At 37.7% G+C, this 17,782-nt stretch carries 18 protein-coding genes and 2 riboswitches; of the genes, 13 read left to right on the top strand and 5 right to left on the bottom strand.

Annotated elements, in window-relative coordinates:
• The first annotated feature begins 20 nt into the window (after positions 1–20).
• From NSS81_RS19985 to NSS81_RS20000, 4 genes are all read left to right on the top strand, one after another.
• Positions 21–485 carry a hypothetical protein gene (locus tag NSS81_RS19985; RefSeq protein ID WP_342430385.1) on the top strand — a complete coding sequence of 155 codons (465 nt, stop codon included), beginning with the start codon at positions 21–23 and terminating at the stop codon, positions 483–485.
• A 93-nt stretch (positions 486–578) separates the two neighbouring features.
• Positions 579–1,571 carry a DUF5667 domain-containing protein gene (locus tag NSS81_RS19990; protein ID WP_342430386.1) on the top strand — a complete coding sequence of 331 codons (993 nt, stop codon included), beginning with the start codon at positions 579–581 and terminating at the stop codon, positions 1,569–1,571.
• A 135-nt stretch (positions 1,572–1,706) separates the two neighbouring features.
• Positions 1,707–2,453: an RNA polymerase sigma factor SigI gene (gene sigI / locus NSS81_RS19995; RefSeq protein WP_342430387.1), complete on the top strand. Its 747-nt coding sequence runs from the start codon at positions 1,707–1,709 to the stop codon at positions 2,451–2,453.
• Entirely contained in the window at positions 2,450–3,502 is a 1,053-nt protein-coding gene (locus NSS81_RS20000; protein ID WP_342430388.1) for an anti-sigma factor domain-containing protein, read from the top strand. Before sigI ends, NSS81_RS20000 begins: the two co-directional genes overlap by 4 nt.
• Before the next feature lie 39 nt (positions 3,503–3,541).
• Here NSS81_RS20000 and NSS81_RS20005 read toward each other — a convergent pair whose 3' ends face one another.
• Positions 3,542–3,745: an alpha/beta-type small acid-soluble spore protein gene (locus NSS81_RS20005; RefSeq protein ID WP_342430389.1), complete on the bottom strand. Its 204-nt coding sequence runs from the start codon at positions 3,743–3,745 to the stop codon at positions 3,542–3,544.
• 139 nt (positions 3,746–3,884) lie between these two features.
• Complete coding sequence (locus tag NSS81_RS20010) at positions 3,885–4,238, bottom strand: DUF3905 domain-containing protein (RefSeq protein ID WP_342430390.1); 354 nt, start codon at positions 4,236–4,238, stop codon at positions 3,885–3,887.
• Positions 4,239–4,370: 132 nt separating this feature from the next.
• On the opposite strand from NSS81_RS20010, the gene NSS81_RS20015 reads away from it, so the two are divergent.
• Together NSS81_RS20015 and NSS81_RS20020 are read left to right on the top strand one after the other, a co-directional pair.
• Positions 4,371–4,532, top strand: a complete 162-nt coding sequence (locus tag NSS81_RS20015; RefSeq protein WP_342430391.1) for a hypothetical protein — start codon at positions 4,371–4,373, stop codon at positions 4,530–4,532.
• The gene (locus tag NSS81_RS20020; protein ID WP_342430392.1) at positions 4,532–4,663 is read left to right on the top strand and encodes a hypothetical protein; all 132 of its coding nucleotides are present in this window, start codon (positions 4,532–4,534) and stop codon (positions 4,661–4,663) included. Before NSS81_RS20015 ends, NSS81_RS20020 begins: the two co-directional genes overlap by 1 nt.
• Before the next feature lie 23 nt (positions 4,664–4,686).
• Here the strand turns inward: NSS81_RS20020 and NSS81_RS20025 are convergent, their stop codons facing one another.
• Positions 4,687–6,432: a B12-binding domain-containing radical SAM protein gene (locus NSS81_RS20025; RefSeq protein WP_342430393.1), complete on the bottom strand. Its 1,746-nt coding sequence runs from the start codon at positions 6,430–6,432 to the stop codon at positions 4,687–4,689.
• Positions 6,433–6,751: 319 nt separating this feature from the next.
• Between NSS81_RS20025 and NSS81_RS20030 the strand changes: the two genes are divergently transcribed.
• The 3 genes from NSS81_RS20030 to NSS81_RS20040 all read left to right on the top strand — a co-directional run bounded on the left by NSS81_RS20030 (position 6,752) and on the right by NSS81_RS20040 (position 11,362).
• On the top strand, positions 6,752–7,765 hold the full coding sequence (locus NSS81_RS20030; RefSeq protein WP_342430394.1) for a 2-oxoacid:acceptor oxidoreductase family protein: 1,014 nt from the start codon (positions 6,752–6,754) through the stop codon (positions 7,763–7,765).
• The gene (locus tag NSS81_RS20035) at positions 7,765–10,059 is read left to right on the top strand and encodes a thiamine pyrophosphate-dependent enzyme (protein WP_342430395.1); all 2,295 of its coding nucleotides are present in this window, start codon (positions 7,765–7,767) and stop codon (positions 10,057–10,059) included. The genes NSS81_RS20030 and NSS81_RS20035 overlap by 1 nt, the downstream gene beginning before the upstream one ends.
• A gap of 184 nt (positions 10,060–10,243) precedes the next feature.
• Positions 10,244–11,362, top strand: a complete 1,119-nt coding sequence (locus tag NSS81_RS20040) for an ATP-binding protein (protein ID WP_342430396.1) — start codon at positions 10,244–10,246, stop codon at positions 11,360–11,362.
• A gap of 39 nt (positions 11,363–11,401) precedes the next feature.
• Here the strand turns inward: NSS81_RS20040 and mtnK are convergent, their stop codons facing one another.
• Together mtnK and NSS81_RS20050 are read right to left on the bottom strand one after the other, a co-directional pair.
• On the bottom strand, positions 11,402–12,583 hold the full coding sequence (mtnK, locus tag NSS81_RS20045; RefSeq protein WP_342430397.1) for an S-methyl-5-thioribose kinase: 1,182 nt from the start codon (positions 12,581–12,583) through the stop codon (positions 11,402–11,404).
• Between the two features lie 102 nt (positions 12,584–12,685).
• Positions 12,686–12,843: riboswitch (SAM riboswitch) on the bottom strand.
• Between the two features lie 69 nt (positions 12,844–12,912).
• Positions 12,913–13,698: a carbon-nitrogen family hydrolase gene (locus NSS81_RS20050; protein WP_342430398.1), complete on the bottom strand. Its 786-nt coding sequence runs from the start codon at positions 13,696–13,698 to the stop codon at positions 12,913–12,915.
• A 119-nt stretch (positions 13,699–13,817) separates the two neighbouring features.
• On the opposite strand from NSS81_RS20050, the gene NSS81_RS20055 reads away from it, so the two are divergent.
• From NSS81_RS20055 to NSS81_RS20070, 4 genes are all read left to right on the top strand, one after another.
• Positions 13,818–14,996, top strand: coding sequence for a pyridoxal phosphate-dependent aminotransferase (locus NSS81_RS20055; protein ID WP_342434087.1), 1,179 nt, complete (start codon positions 13,818–13,820; stop codon positions 14,994–14,996).
• A gap of 78 nt (positions 14,997–15,074) precedes the next feature.
• Positions 15,075–15,183, top strand: a riboswitch (SAM riboswitch).
• A gap of 74 nt (positions 15,184–15,257) precedes the next feature.
• Positions 15,258–16,469, top strand: a complete 1,212-nt coding sequence (mtnW, locus tag NSS81_RS20060) for a 2,3-diketo-5-methylthiopentyl-1-phosphate enolase (protein WP_342430399.1) — start codon at positions 15,258–15,260, stop codon at positions 16,467–16,469.
• The gene (locus NSS81_RS20065; RefSeq protein ID WP_342430400.1) at positions 16,470–17,144 is read left to right on the top strand and encodes a 2-hydroxy-3-keto-5-methylthiopentenyl-1-phosphate phosphatase; all 675 of its coding nucleotides are present in this window, start codon (positions 16,470–16,472) and stop codon (positions 17,142–17,144) included.
• Positions 17,138–17,767, top strand: coding sequence for a methylthioribulose 1-phosphate dehydratase (locus tag NSS81_RS20070; protein ID WP_342430401.1), 630 nt, complete (start codon positions 17,138–17,140; stop codon positions 17,765–17,767). The genes NSS81_RS20065 and NSS81_RS20070 overlap by 7 nt, the downstream gene beginning before the upstream one ends.
• Positions 17,768–17,782 lie beyond the last annotated feature (15 nt).

Genomic DNA, 17,782 nt, shown 5'->3' on the forward strand with positions numbered 1-17,782 from the left:
TTCAGAAGCGAGAATGAACAATGAAAAAATTAAGCAGATTAGAAGCTGTACTATGGAATATTGCCTTTCCAGGTTTTACACAGTTATTAACCGGACATTATTTCAAAGGTATACTGTTTGTTGCATTGGAGGTGATAGTGAACGTAATGGCTCGTTTTAATCAAGCTATTATGTTCAGCTTCTTAGGTGAGATTCAAAAAGCCCATTCTGTTCTAAATTATCAGTGGCTAATGTTTTATCCATGTCTCTATTTGTTTTCAATGTGGGATGGTTATCGTACGGCTATGCCAGCAGATGAAAAATACTCCTATCTTCCATTTGTCTTTGGGGCTTACTTTGTCACAGTTGGATTAATGCTCTCACCAAAGATAGACCTATTTCAGATTCACCCTGGTCCTGTTTTTTTACCCATGATATTTTTACTTCCTGGTCTACTCATAGGCTATATACTAAAGTTATTTCTGTCAGGAAAGGCCAATGCATAAGGCTTCAAACCAAGATTATGGTTTGAAGCCTTTTGTGTTAATTATATTTTTCCTAAGCCCCCATAAATTCTGAATCGGGTTCGTAAATCTTTAGTGAAAAAGCGATCGACGAAAAATGATGAGGTGATTGATTTGAAACATAAAAGCAGCAAGAAAATAAATAAAATAGCAAAAGCAATACTAGCTTTATTAATAACGGGTACAGCATTCTCTGCAACTAATGTTTTTGCGGAAGAACCGATGGCGCCAATTGAGTTGGAGCTGCAAATTGAGGAACCATCTGAATCAAACGAATTAGTTGAAACCGAAAATGGTCAATTACAGGAGTCCCCTTCATTAGTTCCAGGCGATTTCTTTTACTTTTCAAAGATCTTATTAGAAAAAATTCAACTTGCCTTTACAATTGACGATATAAAGGAAGCTAGGTTAATAGCAGAATATGCTGCCGAACGGCTAGCAGAGGCTGAAGTGTTGTTTGCTGATGGTAATGAAGAAGCTGCCTTAGAAACAATGACTGCAGCGATAGAGCATATGGAAAATGCAGATGATATCGTTGACGAACAACCTGCTGATAAACCAGAAGCAGATCAAGAAGGTGTGGTAGCTGTAGAGCTAGAGGTAGAGGTCATTTCTAATGATGATGTAGCCTTAGAAGAAGAAAAGGAAGCCGATGTTAAAACAATTCTATCACAAAATATTATTGCCTTAACAGCTGCGATGGAAAAAGTGAAAAATCCAAAGGCAAAAGCAGCACTACAAAAAAATATTGATAAAAGCTATGCAAAGCTTTCGAAGAAGTTAGAAAAGCAACAAAAAACGGCAGATAAGTTAATCCGTGAAGAATTGGATAATTCGGAAGAGGAAGTTGAAGTTACAAATGAAGAAATAGAAGCTACTTTACCTGTCTCACCTTCAAAACATGAACTTCGTAAAGCTGAAAAAAAGGAAAAGAAAAAAATTCAACAAGAAGCAAAACAACAAAAACATGAAGCAAAACATCAGATGAAAGAGGAAAAAGCAGAAGAAAAAAAACACCTTAAAGAAAAGAAAAAAGAGAATAAAGGCAATAATGGTAATAAAGGCTAAGGGAATTAATCTTCGTTAACATTAAGTTGGAAAAGATAGTCATTTTTGGAGTCTATCTTTTCTCTATGCCCTCACCCCCATAAAATCCGAAATAACAACCGTATGTTATAATTGGGTTCAAAGAGAGGTGAGACAATGCTAGGTTTATTGTTTATGACCAAGAAAAAGAAAAGAACCTTAGAAGAATCTGTCAGTTTAATTCAACAGGGCGACCAGTTACTGTTAAATGAGGTAATCGAAGCGTATAAACCATTTATAGCGAAATCTGTTTCCTCTGTTTGTAAACGATATATATATGAAACGGATGATGAATTTAGCATTGGGCTAATTGCATTTAACGATTCAATTGAAAAGTATTCCCCTGAACGCGGAAGTTCACTATTAAGTTTTTCTGAAGTTTTAATTAAAAGAAGAGTGATTGATTATATTAGGAAGCAATCTAAAAACCAGCATATAAGATTGGATTTATTCAACTCTGAATATGAAGAAGAATCCTCTGGTACAGTTATAGTTAATGAACTTTCAATTGAGGACTATAAGAAAAAGTCTGATGAAGAACTAAGGATAGATGAGATTAGTCAGTTTCAAACTTTATTAGCCTCATATGACTTGAGTTTCAACGAATTAATTAAGAACTCACCAAAGCACGTTGATGCAAGAATGAATGCCATTTTAGTTGCTAAAAAGTTAGTGGATAATAGGGAGTTAAAAAGTTATTTGTTTGAAAAAAAGAGACTTCCAATCAAAGAATTAGAAACTATGGTTGATGTCAGCCGAAAGACGATTGAGCGTAATCGAAAATATATTATTGCTATTGCGCTTATTTTATCAAGTGATTATGTTTATCTGAAGGATTACCTAAAGGGGGTGTTAGAAACATGAAAAAGGGAATTATTATGGAAATGGATGATTCTTATTTAACTTTATTAACCCCTGACGGTGAATTTTGCCGTGCACATAAACAAGATTTACCATATACAGTAGGTGATGAGATACATTTTTTTCCGATAACGGAGCAACAGAGAAATAAAATTATGGACACATTCAAAAATATTTTTAAGTTAAAATCAATATGGATGTCGACTGCTGTTTTGCTTATTTTTCTAGTCACAGTTGTTCCGGTGTATCAAAGTAATAGGGCATACGCCTATGTGTCGATTGATGTGAACCCTAGCATTGAACTTGGTCTAAATAAGAATATGAAGGTTGTTGAATTAACAGGATATAATAAAGAAGGAGAACAAATCGTCTCCCAAATTTCAGAGTGGAAGAAAAGGGACGTTTCAGAAATAACGGAACGGATCCTGACAGAATTAAAAAACGAAGGCTTTGTTAAGGATGAACCAATCATCATATCAACCGTTCGTACGGAAAACCTTGAGGAAAAGGTTGAACTAAAACTAGAACAAAATATTAAAGAAATCAAACAAACCGTAAATAAACAGCATTTAGAAGTAAATATGGTTACTACTACCGAAGCAGAACTAGAAAAGGCCCATGATCTCGGTGTTACGGCGGGGAAATATCAAGAAGTCAAAAAGGAATTAGCCGAAAAGAAACAAAATAAAGTTAAAAATCAAAATAAAAATAAGAATACGAACAAAGCCGAGAATCAAAATAATAATAAGAACAAGACCGAGAATCAAAATAATAATAAGAACAAGACCGAGAATCAAAATAATATTAAGGATTCAAACAAAAATGAGATTCCGCCAGGACAATTAAAAAAGCAAGATGAATCCAATATAATAGAAAAAAATCATTCAGAAGTTAAAGCAAAAGGGAATTTCGAAAAACAAATACCGCCAGGTCAGCTGAAAAAGATTAATGGAGATACTGGTAAGAATAGTAACCAATATATTGGGAAAGAAAAACATTCAAATGGAAAAGGAAATTCAAATAAAAAAGAAAATCGTGGAAAAAATAACTAAGTCCGGCTGAAAGCCGGACTTTTTGCCATGTTTATGAAGTTATTGTTTTGGAAATTGACCTGACATTTGTGCTTGTGCCTGTTGCACCAATCTTTTTGTAATTTCGCCGCCTACAGAACCATTCGCACGGGAAACTGTATCAGACCCAAGGTTTACTCCAAATTCCTGGGCAATTTCATACTTTACTTGATCTAGATATTGTTCTATTCCTGGAACTAATAATTTATTGCTGCTGTTTGCCATTTTCTTTCAACTCCTTAAATATTCAATACAGAGAGTAAATACCTTCTCTGTATTAAATAGTGTTTATTAATTTCATTCTTTTCATAAGTGGTAATGTTTTCGAATTTTGTATTTTTGAATCCAGTCCTGTGCCTTCTTATTAGTCGGCCCCTTTACCTACATCTTTGGTTGGATGCATGAATGGATAGGCATGTGGTTTCTTTTTACTTTCGAGCAGTTCCCGATTTTCAGGTGTATTCCAGCCAATATCATTTGTGGGATGTACCCATTCCTCGCCGGCCATAATATTTGGATCTGTATTCTCTGTCCAATTTTCCAATGGTGAATTAGCTGATGAGTAAAAGCTATCGCCGATCACTACACCATGTTCATTAACGAAAGGAGGCTGCATATTGATTCCAGTTCCTTCAAAACTTGGTGCATTGATTTGATGAGGCATGGTTTCAGCGATGCTTAATTTTTGTGACTTATCATTTTTCTTCTTTTGGGTCATTCGATTCACTCCCATTTTTCCTTATTTTCTTCAGATAATACAAATTTATTAATGAAAAAAAAGGAAGTGATGAATTTGGCTCGTTTGATTAAAACTAAAGATGTAACTAAAACCATTAGGAGGAAATATACGATGGCTAAACGAAAAGCAGAATTTGATGCAGTCGAAAAATATACAAAAACACCACATAAGAATGTTCAGGAAAGTGAATTTTCAGCTGAATTCGCTGATGAGGATAATTCCATTCGTTTTGCGAATCGTAATTCAAAGCTTGGAAAAAAAGGGAGAAGCTAATGAAGGAGAAGAAAAAGAAAGAAATCCCCCGAGAGGAATTTAGCGTTGAATTTGGCGATGTAAACGGTACAAAGCTATATGAAATTCTTCAGCCAAGGAACAACAAGAAAAAATCCTCAAAAGGAAAATAAGCCGGCAAATCTGCCGGCTATTTTTATTTTAAAATAAATGGATAGATAAAGGTTTGCCCGTTGATTGGGTCAAAATAAACCAATAAATAGGTTGGATTGTTTACAATTTCACCTGTCATTAAATAATGGTTCATATCAAAAGGAACTTGTTCAAGCATCGTATGCTTGTATAATTCCTTTTCATCAAGCTGTAATTCCAAATAGGTTTCCCCTAAGAGCAAAGGCTGTGCTGTTATTTGTTTATAAACTTGGACTCTTTGTCTTTTATCAATACTTGTATCCCACCAAGGCTTCCGTGGTTTGTATTTATGATTTTTTAGATAATCATACTTCATTAACCCTCCGATTGTTTGGAGTTCACCTTCAGACTGATATTTAAAGAACGAGTACAGTCTGCGAAATAAATCTTCTAGTTGATGCCCAATTCTTGACCAACCCTGTTTATCCCAATAGGAACCAAACTCCTGAAAAAAGTCAAAAGGTGAAGGGAAAATATTAGTTACTAAGTATTCAATCGTACGATCCATGCGATGGTCATTCCAATATTTCTCTAGCACATCTTCCACTTGTTTAATTCGTACAATATCGTCAAAAGACAAAACATTATTCCCTAATATTTCATATGGAGAATGATCCATATAGACATAATCATGCTCCTTTGCACGAAGGCGCAATCCCGTGCCTCTTAGCATTTTCAAAAAGCCTAACTGGAGTTCTTCAGGACGCATTTCAAAAACATCATTGAATGTTTTACGAAAAGAGGAATAGTCTTCCTCTGGCAGACCGGCAATTAAATCAAGATGCTGGTCAATTTTACCTCCATCCTTCACCATTGTTACCGTTCTGGTCAATTTTGAGAAATTTTGCTTACGCATGACAAGTTCATTCGTATAATCATTCGTTGATTGAACGCCAATTTCAAACCGGAATAACCCTTTTGGTGCCTCATTATTTAAAAACTCGATTACCTCTGGCCTCATAATATCAGCGGTAATCTCAAATTGGAACACGGTTCCAGGAAGATGCTCATCAATTAAAAATCGGAACATTTCCATTGCATAGCTTCTGCTGATATTAAAAGTTCTATCAACGAACTTTAACGTTTTTGCCCCATTCGCCATTAAATAACGAATATCATCCTTAATTTTTTCTCTATCAAAATAGCGTACCCCTACTTCTATAGATGAAAGACAAAATTGACAGCTGAATGGACAACCACGGCTTGTTTCAATATAAGTCACTCGTTTTCCTAGATGAACAAGGTCTTCAGTAAAACGGTAAGGAGAGGGTAGCTCCTTCAGGTCTAGCTTATTCATTTGTGGAGTTATCTTTACATGATCCTTCTCACGGTAGGCAATTCCATGGACATTTTTAAAATTATCTTTATCTTTAAGTTCAAAAAGTAGCTGTTTAAAGGTTTTTTCGCCTTCACCAAGTACGATGTAATCAACGTTTGGAACTTTCTTCATCCATTCAACCGTATCGTAGCTGACCTCAGGACCGCCAAAGACAATCTGAATCGACTTGTCGATCTTTTTAAGCATATTAACAACCTTTATCGTTTCTTCGATATTCCAAATATAACAACTAAAGCCAATAACAGTTGGTTTTTGTTGATAGAGATCCGTCACGATATTTATAATTGGATCCTTAATCGTGTATTCCTTCAAATTAATATCAAATTCTGGAGAAGCGTACGCTTTTAAATAGCGAATGGCAAGGTTAGTATGTATATATTTAGCATTTAACGTACAACAAATAACATTCATCAAAAAACTCCTTTGTCAATTTAAAACAATATTCTATTATATCCCATTTTCGGCAAAAACGGTAGTTTTGAGACATCGGTAAACAAAAGGTATTGAATAATCGACCTCCTGTTATACTACAGTAATTCCTCTGTTGTATTTTGATAAGACGGAAAGAAAGTCTTTAAAATTAACAGTTTAAGAAAAAATAGTAAATGTGTTTCACAGTTTTTCTAGCTGTGTTTAACTTTTGTCACAGCGCTAAAGAAATAAATCTACTACAATATATCTGGGGTAATTAAATTATAACAATTTATTGAACAAAAATTGGGGGGAGAATATGTCTATTTTACCGAAAAAAAATGAACTTGGATTTTTTGAAATCCGTCTAGAATCTATTGGTGGCCTGGGAGCTAACCTTGCAGGAAAAATGTTGGCAGAAGCTGGAGTATTTAGTCTTGGCTTAAAAGGGTCAAATTTTTCATCGTATGGTTCTGAAAAGAAAGGGTCTCCAGTAAAGAGTTTCGTGCGTTTTTGTGAACCAGATGTAGAAATTAGGGATCATAGCCCGATTGAACAACCACATATCGTTGGAGTTTTCCATGAAGCACTATATAGAACCGTGAATGTCGTCAGTGGCCTGGATGCTGATGGGATTGTCCTCGTAAACTCGGCAAGAGAATTTGATGATGTTAAAAGAGATTTACAGCTAGAGTACGGTACACTGGCAATCGTTGATGCCCTGTCAATTGCTGTTGAAGAAAAGACAAAAGTAAATACGGCAATGCTAGGTGCTTTATATCGTATTTGCGATTTCTTAAATCCGGAATCGATGAGAGATGTTATTCGGAAAACATTTACAAAAAAATATCCACATCTTGTGGAACCAAATATTCGCACCTTTGACCGCGGATATAATGAGGTTCAATTTAAAACCTATGAAGTACCTGAAGGGGCTAAAGGGAAAGCGTTTACACGTCCTTTGCCGATGCTTGGCTACTTGACCCAGGAAATCGGAGGTGTCATGGTATCTCAAGCAAATAGTATTTTTAAAGATTTGAGCGGCTCTCGGCAAGGATTCCTTCCCGAGTTCAAGCAAGATAAATGTATTCACTGCGCAGCATGTGATAATGTTTGTCCAGACTTTTGCTTCGTTTGGGAAGAAGGAGAGGATAAGCGCGGCAGGAAGCAAATGTTCCTTAAAGGGATTGATTATCAATATTGTAAAGGTTGCCTGAAATGCGTTGAAGCCTGTCCGACTGATGCACTTGGCGAACTTCGTGAAATGCTGGGGTATGCAGATGAAAACCGCATGAAACAAAACTTTCCCTATATTTCAGGAGGTGCTCTCTAATGGCAATTTTAGAAGATAAATTAACAACTCAAAATAAAGCAGAACAAGTTTCGACTTTCGAATCAGGAAATGAAATGGCTGCAATGGCTGCAGCCCAGATTAATTATCATATAATGGGATACTTCCCGATTACACCGTCTACAGAAGTTGCCCAATTTTTAGATCAAATGAAAACACGCGGTGAGCACGATATAAAGTTAATTCCGGCCGATGGTGAGCATGGTTCAGCTGGTATTTGTTATGGTGCAGCAGCTACTGGAGCAAGGGTCTTTAACGCGACAAGTGCTAACGGACTTTTATATATGATTGAGCAGCTTCCGGTTCAATCGGGAACCCGTTTTCCCATGGTTCTGAATCTTGTTACTCGTTCTGTCAGCGGTCCGCTTGATATCAGGGGCGATCATTCTGACCTTTATTATGCATTAAATACCGGCTGGGTTATTCTAACAGCTAAAACACCGCAAGCTGTTTATGATATGAATATCATGGCACTAAAAATTGCGGAACATTCAAAAGTTCGATTACCGGTTATTGTTGCTTATGATGGCTTCTTCACGTCTCATCAAAAACGTAAAGTTGAATACTTCAAAGATCGTAAAGTGGTTCAAGAATTTGTTGGTGAGTGCCCGACCGATTACAATTTTGCAAGGGATCTCAAAAAGCCAGTAACCATTGGGGCGCATATGAGCGGTGATGATTTTATCAATAATCATTTCCAACAATCTGAAGCAATCTATAATGCGGGTGAAGTTTTCAAGGAAGTTGCAGCTGAATATGCACTAGTTTCAGGAAGAGAATATCCTGTCCTGGATTTATATAAAATGGAGGATGCTGATGTTGCTGTATTTCTATTAAATTCAGCGGCAGAATCAGCAAAAGATGTTGTCGACCAGCTTCGTGCTAAAGGAATTAAAGCCGGAGTGATTAGTCCGAACATTATTCGCCCATTCCCTGCAAAGGAAATTCGTGAAGCTCTAAAAAATGTGAAAGCATTATTAGTTGGTGAACGTGCGGATTCTTATGGTGCAAATGGACCTAATTTAACACATGAGGTGAAATCTGCCCTCCAAGATGATAAGGACAACAAGACCATTGTCCTAAGCCGTGTATTCGGACTTGGAGGTAAGGATTTCTATGCAAGTGATGCACATAAGTTCTTTGAAATGGTCATTGAGGCGAAAGAAAAAGGCTTTGCGGAAAAGCCTTTTGATTACTATGGTCATATTCCAGGAAATCCTGAAAAAATCCTTAAGCCTGTCATTCTGCCGCAGCATGGTGATGTATATAAAACAGGGTTAATCGATGTAAAAATGGATGAAGTGACAAACAAATTAAAGGTAAAAATTCCGCCGCTTCGTGCTTTAACGGGAAAGCCAAAGAGAATTGCATCAGGGCACGGGGCTTGTCCAGGCTGTGGGATTTTTGCTGGTCTGGAATTATTCTTTAAAGGGATAGAAGGGGACATTGTTACACTTTTCCAAACAGGCTGTGCATACGTAACAACAACATCCTATCCAAGTACATCACATAAGCAAACGACGATACACAATTTGTTCCAAAATGGTGCTGCCACCTTATCTGGTACGCTTGAAGCATTTTTAGAGCTGCAAAGCCGCGGTGAAATTGATGTTGCCGACAATGCCACCTTTGTAATGATTACTGGTGATGGCGGTATGGATATTGGTATGGGTTCTGCCATTGGAACTGCACTTAGAGGACATAAGCTGATTATGCTAGAGTATGATAATGAAGGCTATATGAATACAGGCTCGCAAATGTCTTATTCTACTCCGATGGGTCATATGACTAGCACTTCAGGTGTCGGTAAAGCTCAAAAGGGTAAAGCCTTCCATCATAAAGACACAGCTCAAATTATGGCTGCAACAAATATGCCTTATGTGTTTACTGGTTCCGAGGCCTTCCCGCAGGACTTAGTGAAAAAGGGCGCAAAGGCTCAGTGGTATGCACAAAATGTCGGAACTGTTTACGGGAAAATTCTGATTACCTGTCCATTAAATTGGAAATCTGATGACCGCTATGGTACAAAAATATTAGAAGAAGCTGTAAATTCCTGCTTTTTCCCGCTCTATGAGATAGAGCAAGGGGTTACAACGATTACTTATAACCCTGAGGAAAAGAAAAAGCGTGTTCAGCTTGCTGATTGGTTAAAATACATGGGTAAGACAAAACACCTTCTAAAAGAGGAAAACAAATCAATTTTAGAAGAGTTTGAGGTAGAAGTGGAGAAACGCTGGTCACGTTTAAAAGCCAAGCACGAAAATCCATTATTATAAATGCATTAAAAAAGCAAAGCGCCTAAAAAAAACCGCTTTGCTTTTTTCGTCTTACTATTACTAACAGCGACAAAATCTTCATTTTTTTGCCACAAAAAGGAATATTATCATATAATGTAGAATATAGATTTATTATTATTGTTCTATTTTGGGATTTGCGGGGTGGCTGCAGGTGAAAGATCAAATGAATCAAAAAGTTGTATTGCATCTAGCGCAAGATCACGATAAAAATTATATAAATAAGAGAGAATTACAAGAAAGTGAAAGAAAGTATAGTCGGATATTTGAGCTTTCGATGGATGGTTTAATCTTATGGAATGATGATTATCGTATTGTGGATATTAATAGCATGGCTTCAAAAATGTTAGGTATGACAAAAGATAAGTTAATGGGTCACGCGATACTTGACTTGTTTGAGTCTCATAGAGAGAACCAGCAAGAAATAATTCGACATATTGAACAAGTAATTCATTGTGGAGACTTTGTTTCATCAATAAAAATTGAAACAAAGGATGGGATTGAAAAGTATTTTGATGTATCTACCAAAAGAGGCATGGTAGATGGCATAAATTTCACCATTATTAAGGATGTTACTGAGGCTGCTAAAATGCAGGAACAACTAAGAAATTCTGACCGATTGAATGTAATTGGTGAACTAGCTGCAGGGATTGCTCATGAAATTCGTAATCCGATGACAGCATTAAAAGGTTTTATTCAGCTGCTGGAAGGAAGCATAAAATCTGAACATGCCATGTATTATGAGGTAATTACCTCAGAATTAGCGAGAATTGACTCCATCATCAATGAATTTTTAATTTTGTCAAAACCAAAGGTAATTAGATTTCAAGAAATAAATGTAAATCAGATTATGAAGGAAACGCTGGATTTACTTAGTGCACAGGCAGTACTTTATAATGTTCAATTTACCGCAAACTATGAATCTCATTTACCGTATCTTTATTGTGAACCAAACCAGCTAAAAAAGGTATTTATCAATATAATAAAAAATGCCATTGAAGGTATGCCTGAAGGTGGAGAGATAACGATCACTCTAAAAAAGGATGAAAAAAATCAAATTATTATTTCTATTCAAGATGAAGGGATCGGGATGCCCAAGGATAAACTAAAAAAGCTTGGAGAACCGTTCTATACTACAAAAGAACGCGGCACTGGCCTCGGCTTAATGGTGAGCTTTAAAATTATTGATGAACATAAAGGCAATATTAAAGTTGAAAGTGAGGAAGGAAAAGGAACGACTTTCCATCTAACCTTGCCATTAGGACTTGATAGACTAATTGTCTAAAAAAGCAATCCAGCTGGATTGCCTTTTTAGAATATTTAGTTAATTATTTCTAACGGCTTCGACAAGCTTCTCTAATGTATTAATTTCAGTTCTCTTTTTTATTAGGACTTTTCCTAGCTCTAGTGATTTCTGTTTGGCGGTAAGACGTGATTGTTGGTTTGGTATTTGATCTAAATCGGCTACGTGGGCAAGACCAATGGTTCTGCGGATTAACTCGCAACCAGCAAATCCAACAGCATCCTCAAAATATTTCGATAATATAAAGTTTAAAAAGGTATTTGTACCTGCGAACTCCTCTTTATTTTCTGTCTTCCATAAGCGAGTATATTGTTCTTTAAAAATATTCCAGAACGTTTCAATATGCTGGATAATCAACGTTTCCTTCTCTTGATTTGCAATTAACTGAAAGGCAAGATTCGCAAATACTTGGCCGATATCGAAGCCAGCTGGCCCATAAAAGGCGAATTCCGGATCAATAACCTTTGTTTGGGACTCGCAGGCAAAAATACTTCCGGTGTGCAAGTCACCGTGAAGAAGTACCTCTGCCTCCGATAAGAAGCTTTTTTTCAATACAGTCACATGAAACTTTAGATCTTGATCTTGCCATAATTTTTCAACAGCAGGACGCAAGCTCTCCTCAAAGTCATTTGTTTCTGCATCGAAAAAAGGATCAGTAAAGATTAAGTCCTCGGTAATTTTGCATAGCTCAGGATTGATAAACCTTTGAACCTGTTCCTTTTTTAGCGATGGCCCGATGGCATAATCAGAAGTATAAAATAATGTTTTTGCTAAAAATTCGCCAAGATGCTTAGAAATTAACGGATAGGTCTCCCCGTTAATAAAGCCGGTTCTGGCGATGGAAAGATGAGAAAGGTCCTCCATGACCGTAATCGCCAGAACATCATCTGTATAATATACTTCCGGTACGAAATCTGGGGTAATATGGCCAAAGACCTTTAATGCATCTGCTTCAATTTTGGCTCTTTTGACTGTAAGCGGCCAGCTTTCGCCAACAACCTTTGCATAGGGAAGTGCCTGTTTAATAATAAGCCCTTTCCTTTGCTTGTTATCAATGATATGGAAAACAAGATTAAGATTTCCGTCACCAATTTCAGTACAAGTAAGCTCTGCATTCTCAGGTAAAATATTTAAGCTTTTTGCTAATGCCAACGCACTTGCTTCTGTTAATGGCTGGTATGTTTGGTTCTTTAATAGACTCATAATGATTTCCTCCTTGGTTTTAGAGGCTTTTGGTGCAGACAATAACACGAAAAAGCCTCTTTCGATAAGAAAGAGGCTAGAAGACGGTTGTGTCTGTCGCACCTCTCATCTCTCAAAAGGATGATTTCCTTTTGTTGGAATTAGCACCGTGCCTAGAAAGGGGAGAGTTCCCAGCGCTAAAAAAGCACCCATTAACAATGGCATTCTGGTCGGTTGCTGGGCTTCAAAGGGCCAATCCCTCAGCCAGCTCGTGATAAGAGTAAATGAAATTTATAATCTGCTAAGTATGATAACAGGATTAAATGAAAAGTGTCAATATTATTTGAAAATTAATTATAATATTCTGGTTTTCGATCTGTAAAAACCGGAATTTGTTTGCGAATATCCTTCACTAGGCCCAAATCAACCACTGCTGTTAGGATTTCCTCATTCTTACCTGCCTCTGCTATAACCTCGCCCCATGGGTCGATAATCATCGAGTGACCGGCAAACTCGTTGTTAGGGTCAGCTCCTGAACGATTGCAGGCAATAACATAACATTGATTTTCAATCGCTCTTGCTATTAGTAAAGCCCTCCAGTGTGCTAATCGAGGGGCAGGCCACTCGGCAACAACAAATAAAGCCTCTGCTCCCTGGGCGGTATGGGAGCGGATCCATTCTGGGAAGCGGATATCATAGCATATGACACCTGCAAACTGACAATCTGCAAGTTTAAATAAGCCTTTTTCAGTCCCAGCTTTCAAATGCAAATGTTCATCCATTAGTTTGAAAAGGTGAAGTTTATTATATTCATGTACTAGCTTCCCCTCTTTATTGATAATCAGCAAGGTATTCATTACACCAGTATCCACACGATTTGCGACGGAACCTCCAACCATATGCACATGGTATTTCTTTGCTGCCTTCTTTAGAAATTTAATCGTTTCCAGAGCATTCTTGTCTGCTATGGTATCAAGGCGTGTTAAATCATAACCTGTTGTCCATAATTCTGGCAAAACAATAATATCAGGCTTTTCGATAACAGCCTGTTCAATTAGTTTTTCTGCCAATTGATAGTTTTTACTAGAATCACCAAAGGCAATATCCATTTGAATACATGCAATTGTAAATTTCATTACACTTCTCCTCATTTTGAAAGTTCGGAATTTTTTCTTTACAAGCTCTTACTAAAGTTATATCATTTGTGATTAGAATTTCAATACAAAAATGAAAACAAAAAAAGCGGGTGAATACAATGAAACAATTCCAGCCATCGGAATTATTAAATAGTTTACCAAAACAATTTTTTGCCTCATTAGTAAAAAAGGTAGGACAGTTTGTGGATGAGGGTCATGATGTGATAAATCTTGGACAAGGTAATCCCGATCAGCCGACACCTGAACATATCGTTAGAAGTATTCAGGAAGCTGCAGCTAAACCTGTTAACCATAAATATTCTCCTTTTCAAGGGCAGAGGTACTTAAAACAAGCCGCAGCTGACTTTTATCAGCGTGAATATGGTGTAACGATTGATCCCAATTCAGAGGTCGCCATTTTGTTTGGGGGTAAGGCAGGCTTGGTAGAAATACCACAGTGTTTGTTAAATCCTGGTGATACGATGCTCGTACCGGATCCAGGTTATCCAGATTATTGGTCAGGGGTTGCCCTGGCGAAAGCGGAGATGGTAACCATGCCGTTACGAGAGCAAAATAATTTTCTACCAGACTTTAAAGAACTAAATTTAGAGACACTGGAAAAGGCAAAGTTAATGTATCTCAATTATCCAAATAACCCTACAGGGGCAACAGCAACGAAGGAATTCTTTGAGGAAACTGTTCTTCTTGCTAACCAAAATGATATATGTGTCGTCCATGATTTTGCTTATGGTGCCATTGGTTTTGATGGTGAAAGACCACTAAGCTTTTTACAGGTTAAAGGGGCAAAAGAGGTGGGGATTGAAATTTATACCTTATCTAAAACCTACAATATGGCAGGCTGGCGCGTTGGTTTTGCTATTGGCAACGCAAGTGTGATATCAGCAATTGAACTACTTCAAGATCATATGTATGTTAGTTTGTTTGGAGCGGTACAAGAGGCAGCCGCAACAGCGTTAACAGAGTCACAAGAGTGTGTTCACGAATTGAATGACCTTTATGAGCGGAGGAGGAATGTGTTGATTGATGGCCTTCAGGGTCTCGGTTGGCAGGTAACCGCACCAAAAGGTTCATTTTTTGCCTGGTTGAAGGTTCCAGCTGGGTTAACATCAGAGCAGTTCGCTGATATTCTTTTGGAGCAAGCTCATATTATGGTGGCTCCGGGGATTGGATTTGGTGAGTTTGGTGAAGGGTTTGTCCGAGTAGGCTTGCTATCGTCAGAGGAACGTTTAGAGGAAGCTGTAAGAAGAATAAGTAAGTTAGAAATTTTTAAAAAATAGATTGACAAACTATTTATTTCTTGCGATAATCCAAAATAATAGTTAAACAATGTGAATATATTGAATAATACAATCGTTTTCTTATTAAGAGCAGGCGGAGGGAAAAGCCCGATGAAGCCCGGCAACCGACTTAAACTAGTTTAAGCACGGTGCTAAATCTTGCAGCAAATTGGCTGAAAGATGAGAAGATGTTAGTTTGTGATGCTAACCTCTTCTTTTTGAAGAGGTTTTTTATGTTTTTTGAAAGGATGTTGATCATATATGTCTGAATTGATTGCTACATACTTAATACACGATGAAAAAAATCCAGAAAAAAAGGCAGAGGAAATTTCTTTAGGATTGACCGTCGGTTCATGGACGAATTTGCCAGAACTTGAGCAAAGTCAATTACGGAAGCATAAAGGCCGAGTCGTTTCGGTTGAGCGAATATCCTCAGAGGAAGAGGAGAGGTCGCTTCTTCGAATCGCCTACCCAGCAATAAATTTTTCAAATGACATTCCAGCTATATTGACAACTGTTTTTGGAAAATTGTCATTGGATGGGAAAATAAAATTAGTAGACTTAGAATTTGAAGCTGAATTAGCTGATCAGTTTCCTGGTCCAAAATTCGGCATCGATGGACTTAGAGATAGATTGGGAGTTTATCACCGTCCTCTCTTAATGAGTATCTTCAAAGGAGTACTGGGGAAAGACCTTGACTTTTTAATCAGTCAGCTCAAACAGCAAGCCTTGGGAGGAGTAGACTTTGTAAAGGATGATGAGATTCTCTTTGAAAATAATCTCACTCCGTTTGAAAAAAGAATCATCGCAGGGAAAAGCGCATTAAAGGATGTGTTTGAAGAAACCGGGCACCGTACCCTATATGCAGTTAACCTAACAGGAAGAACCTCACAATTGAAGGATCGAGCAAGGAAAGCTACTGAGCTTGGCGCTGACCTCCTTTTGTTCAATGTCTTTGCCTATGGATTGGATGTCCTTCAGGAATTACGGGAGGACGATGAGATTGCGTTACCGTTAATGGCCCATCCAGCTGTCAGCGGCGCATTGACGGCTTCATCCCATTACGGAATCTCCCATTCCTTGTTACTGGGTAAGCTACTCCGCTATGCAGGTGCAGATTTGTCATTATTCCCATCACCTTATGGGACAGTGGCGCTAGATAAACCAAAGGCATTGTCGATTTCAAGTGAATTAACAAAAAAGTCTAGTTTCAAGCAATCTTTTCCCGTCCCTTCTGCTGGGATTCATCCTGGATTAGTGCCGTTATTAATCCGTGACTTTGGAATTGATTCGGTTATTAATGCCGGAGGAGGCATCCATGGCCATCCAGATGGTGCTCGCGGTGGTGCTCTCGCCTTCCGTCAGGCGATAGAAACCAATCTGCAAGGGAAATCCTTGGCAGAGGGGGCATTAGGTTTTCCCGAACTAAATAAGGCACTTCAATTATGGGGAAATGCGGAGGTGACAGCATAAATGAAGAAGCCAGTTATTTATTGTGACTTTGACGGTACGATTACGGATAGTGATAACATCATCGCTATCATGAAAAAATTCGCCCCTCCTAATTGGGAAGTAGTGAAGGACCAAATTCTAACCCGCGAAATTTCAATAAGCGAAGGAGTCGGGAGATTATTTGCGGAATTATCAAGTGATAAAAAACAGGAAATCACCTCATTTGCAATAGAAAATGCAAGGATTCGAGACGGTTTTCCTGAATTTGTTGAATTTGCTCGTTCTGAAGGCATTCCACTTTATATTGTTAGTGGTGGAATTGATTTCTTTGTTTATCCCATCCTTGAAAATTATGGACCTTTTGATGGTGTCTATTGCAATCAAGCAGATTTTTCAGGAGAAACCATAAAGATTCTATGGCCATATGAATGCGATTCTTTATGTGAAAATAACTGCGGTTGCTGTAAACCGAGTATCATACGCAAACTGACAAAGGATGCGGACAGTTTTACCATTGTCATTGGTGATTCCGTAACGGATCTAGAGGCAGCAAAACTAGCAAACTTTGTACTTGCAAGGGATTTGCTTGAGGAAAAGTGTGTGGAATGGGGGATCAACCACCAGGGATTTAAAACCTTCTTTGATTGTATAGAAGCAATAAAAAATAGAATTGAGGTGAAGAAGCTAGCATGGTAACAGAAAAATGGAGGGAATTAGCAGATGTAAAGGATGAACTTGCACAGAGGGATTGGTTTATGGGCACAAGTGGGAACCTTGCCATTAAGGTTAGTGATAATCCGCTGCAATTCCTAGTTACTGCCAGTGGGAAAGATAAGCGTAAACGTACGGAGGAGGACTTTTTGTTAGTTGATGAATTCGGGCGTGCAGTGGAAGAAACTCATTTGAAGCCTTCAGCTGAAACACTTCTTCACGTTGAAATTTACCGTAAAACGCAAGCTGCTTGTAGCCTTCATGTGCATACAATTGACAATAATGTCATTTCCGAGGTCTATGGTGATCAAGGTGAAGTAACATTTAAAGGACAAGAATTAATTAAGGCATTTGGTATGTGGGAAGAAGACGCAATATTAAAAATTCCGATTATCAAAAACTTTGCTCATATTCCAACGCTTGCGCATGAGTTTTCTGAGCATATTTGTGGGGATTCTGGTGCGGTTTTAATCCGAAATCACGGTATTACCGTATGGGGGAGAAATGCATTTGAAGCAAAGAAAATTCTCGAAGCCTCTGAATTTTTATTTCGTTATCAACTACGATTAATAGAGCATAAACCATATCAACTGTTTAAGGTTGTTTAATTAGATTAAGGAGAG

This window comes from Neobacillus sp. FSL H8-0543 (assembly GCF_038592905.1).
In the GTDB taxonomy this organism is placed as follows: Bacteria; Bacillota; Bacilli; order Bacillales; family Cytobacillaceae; genus Neobacillus.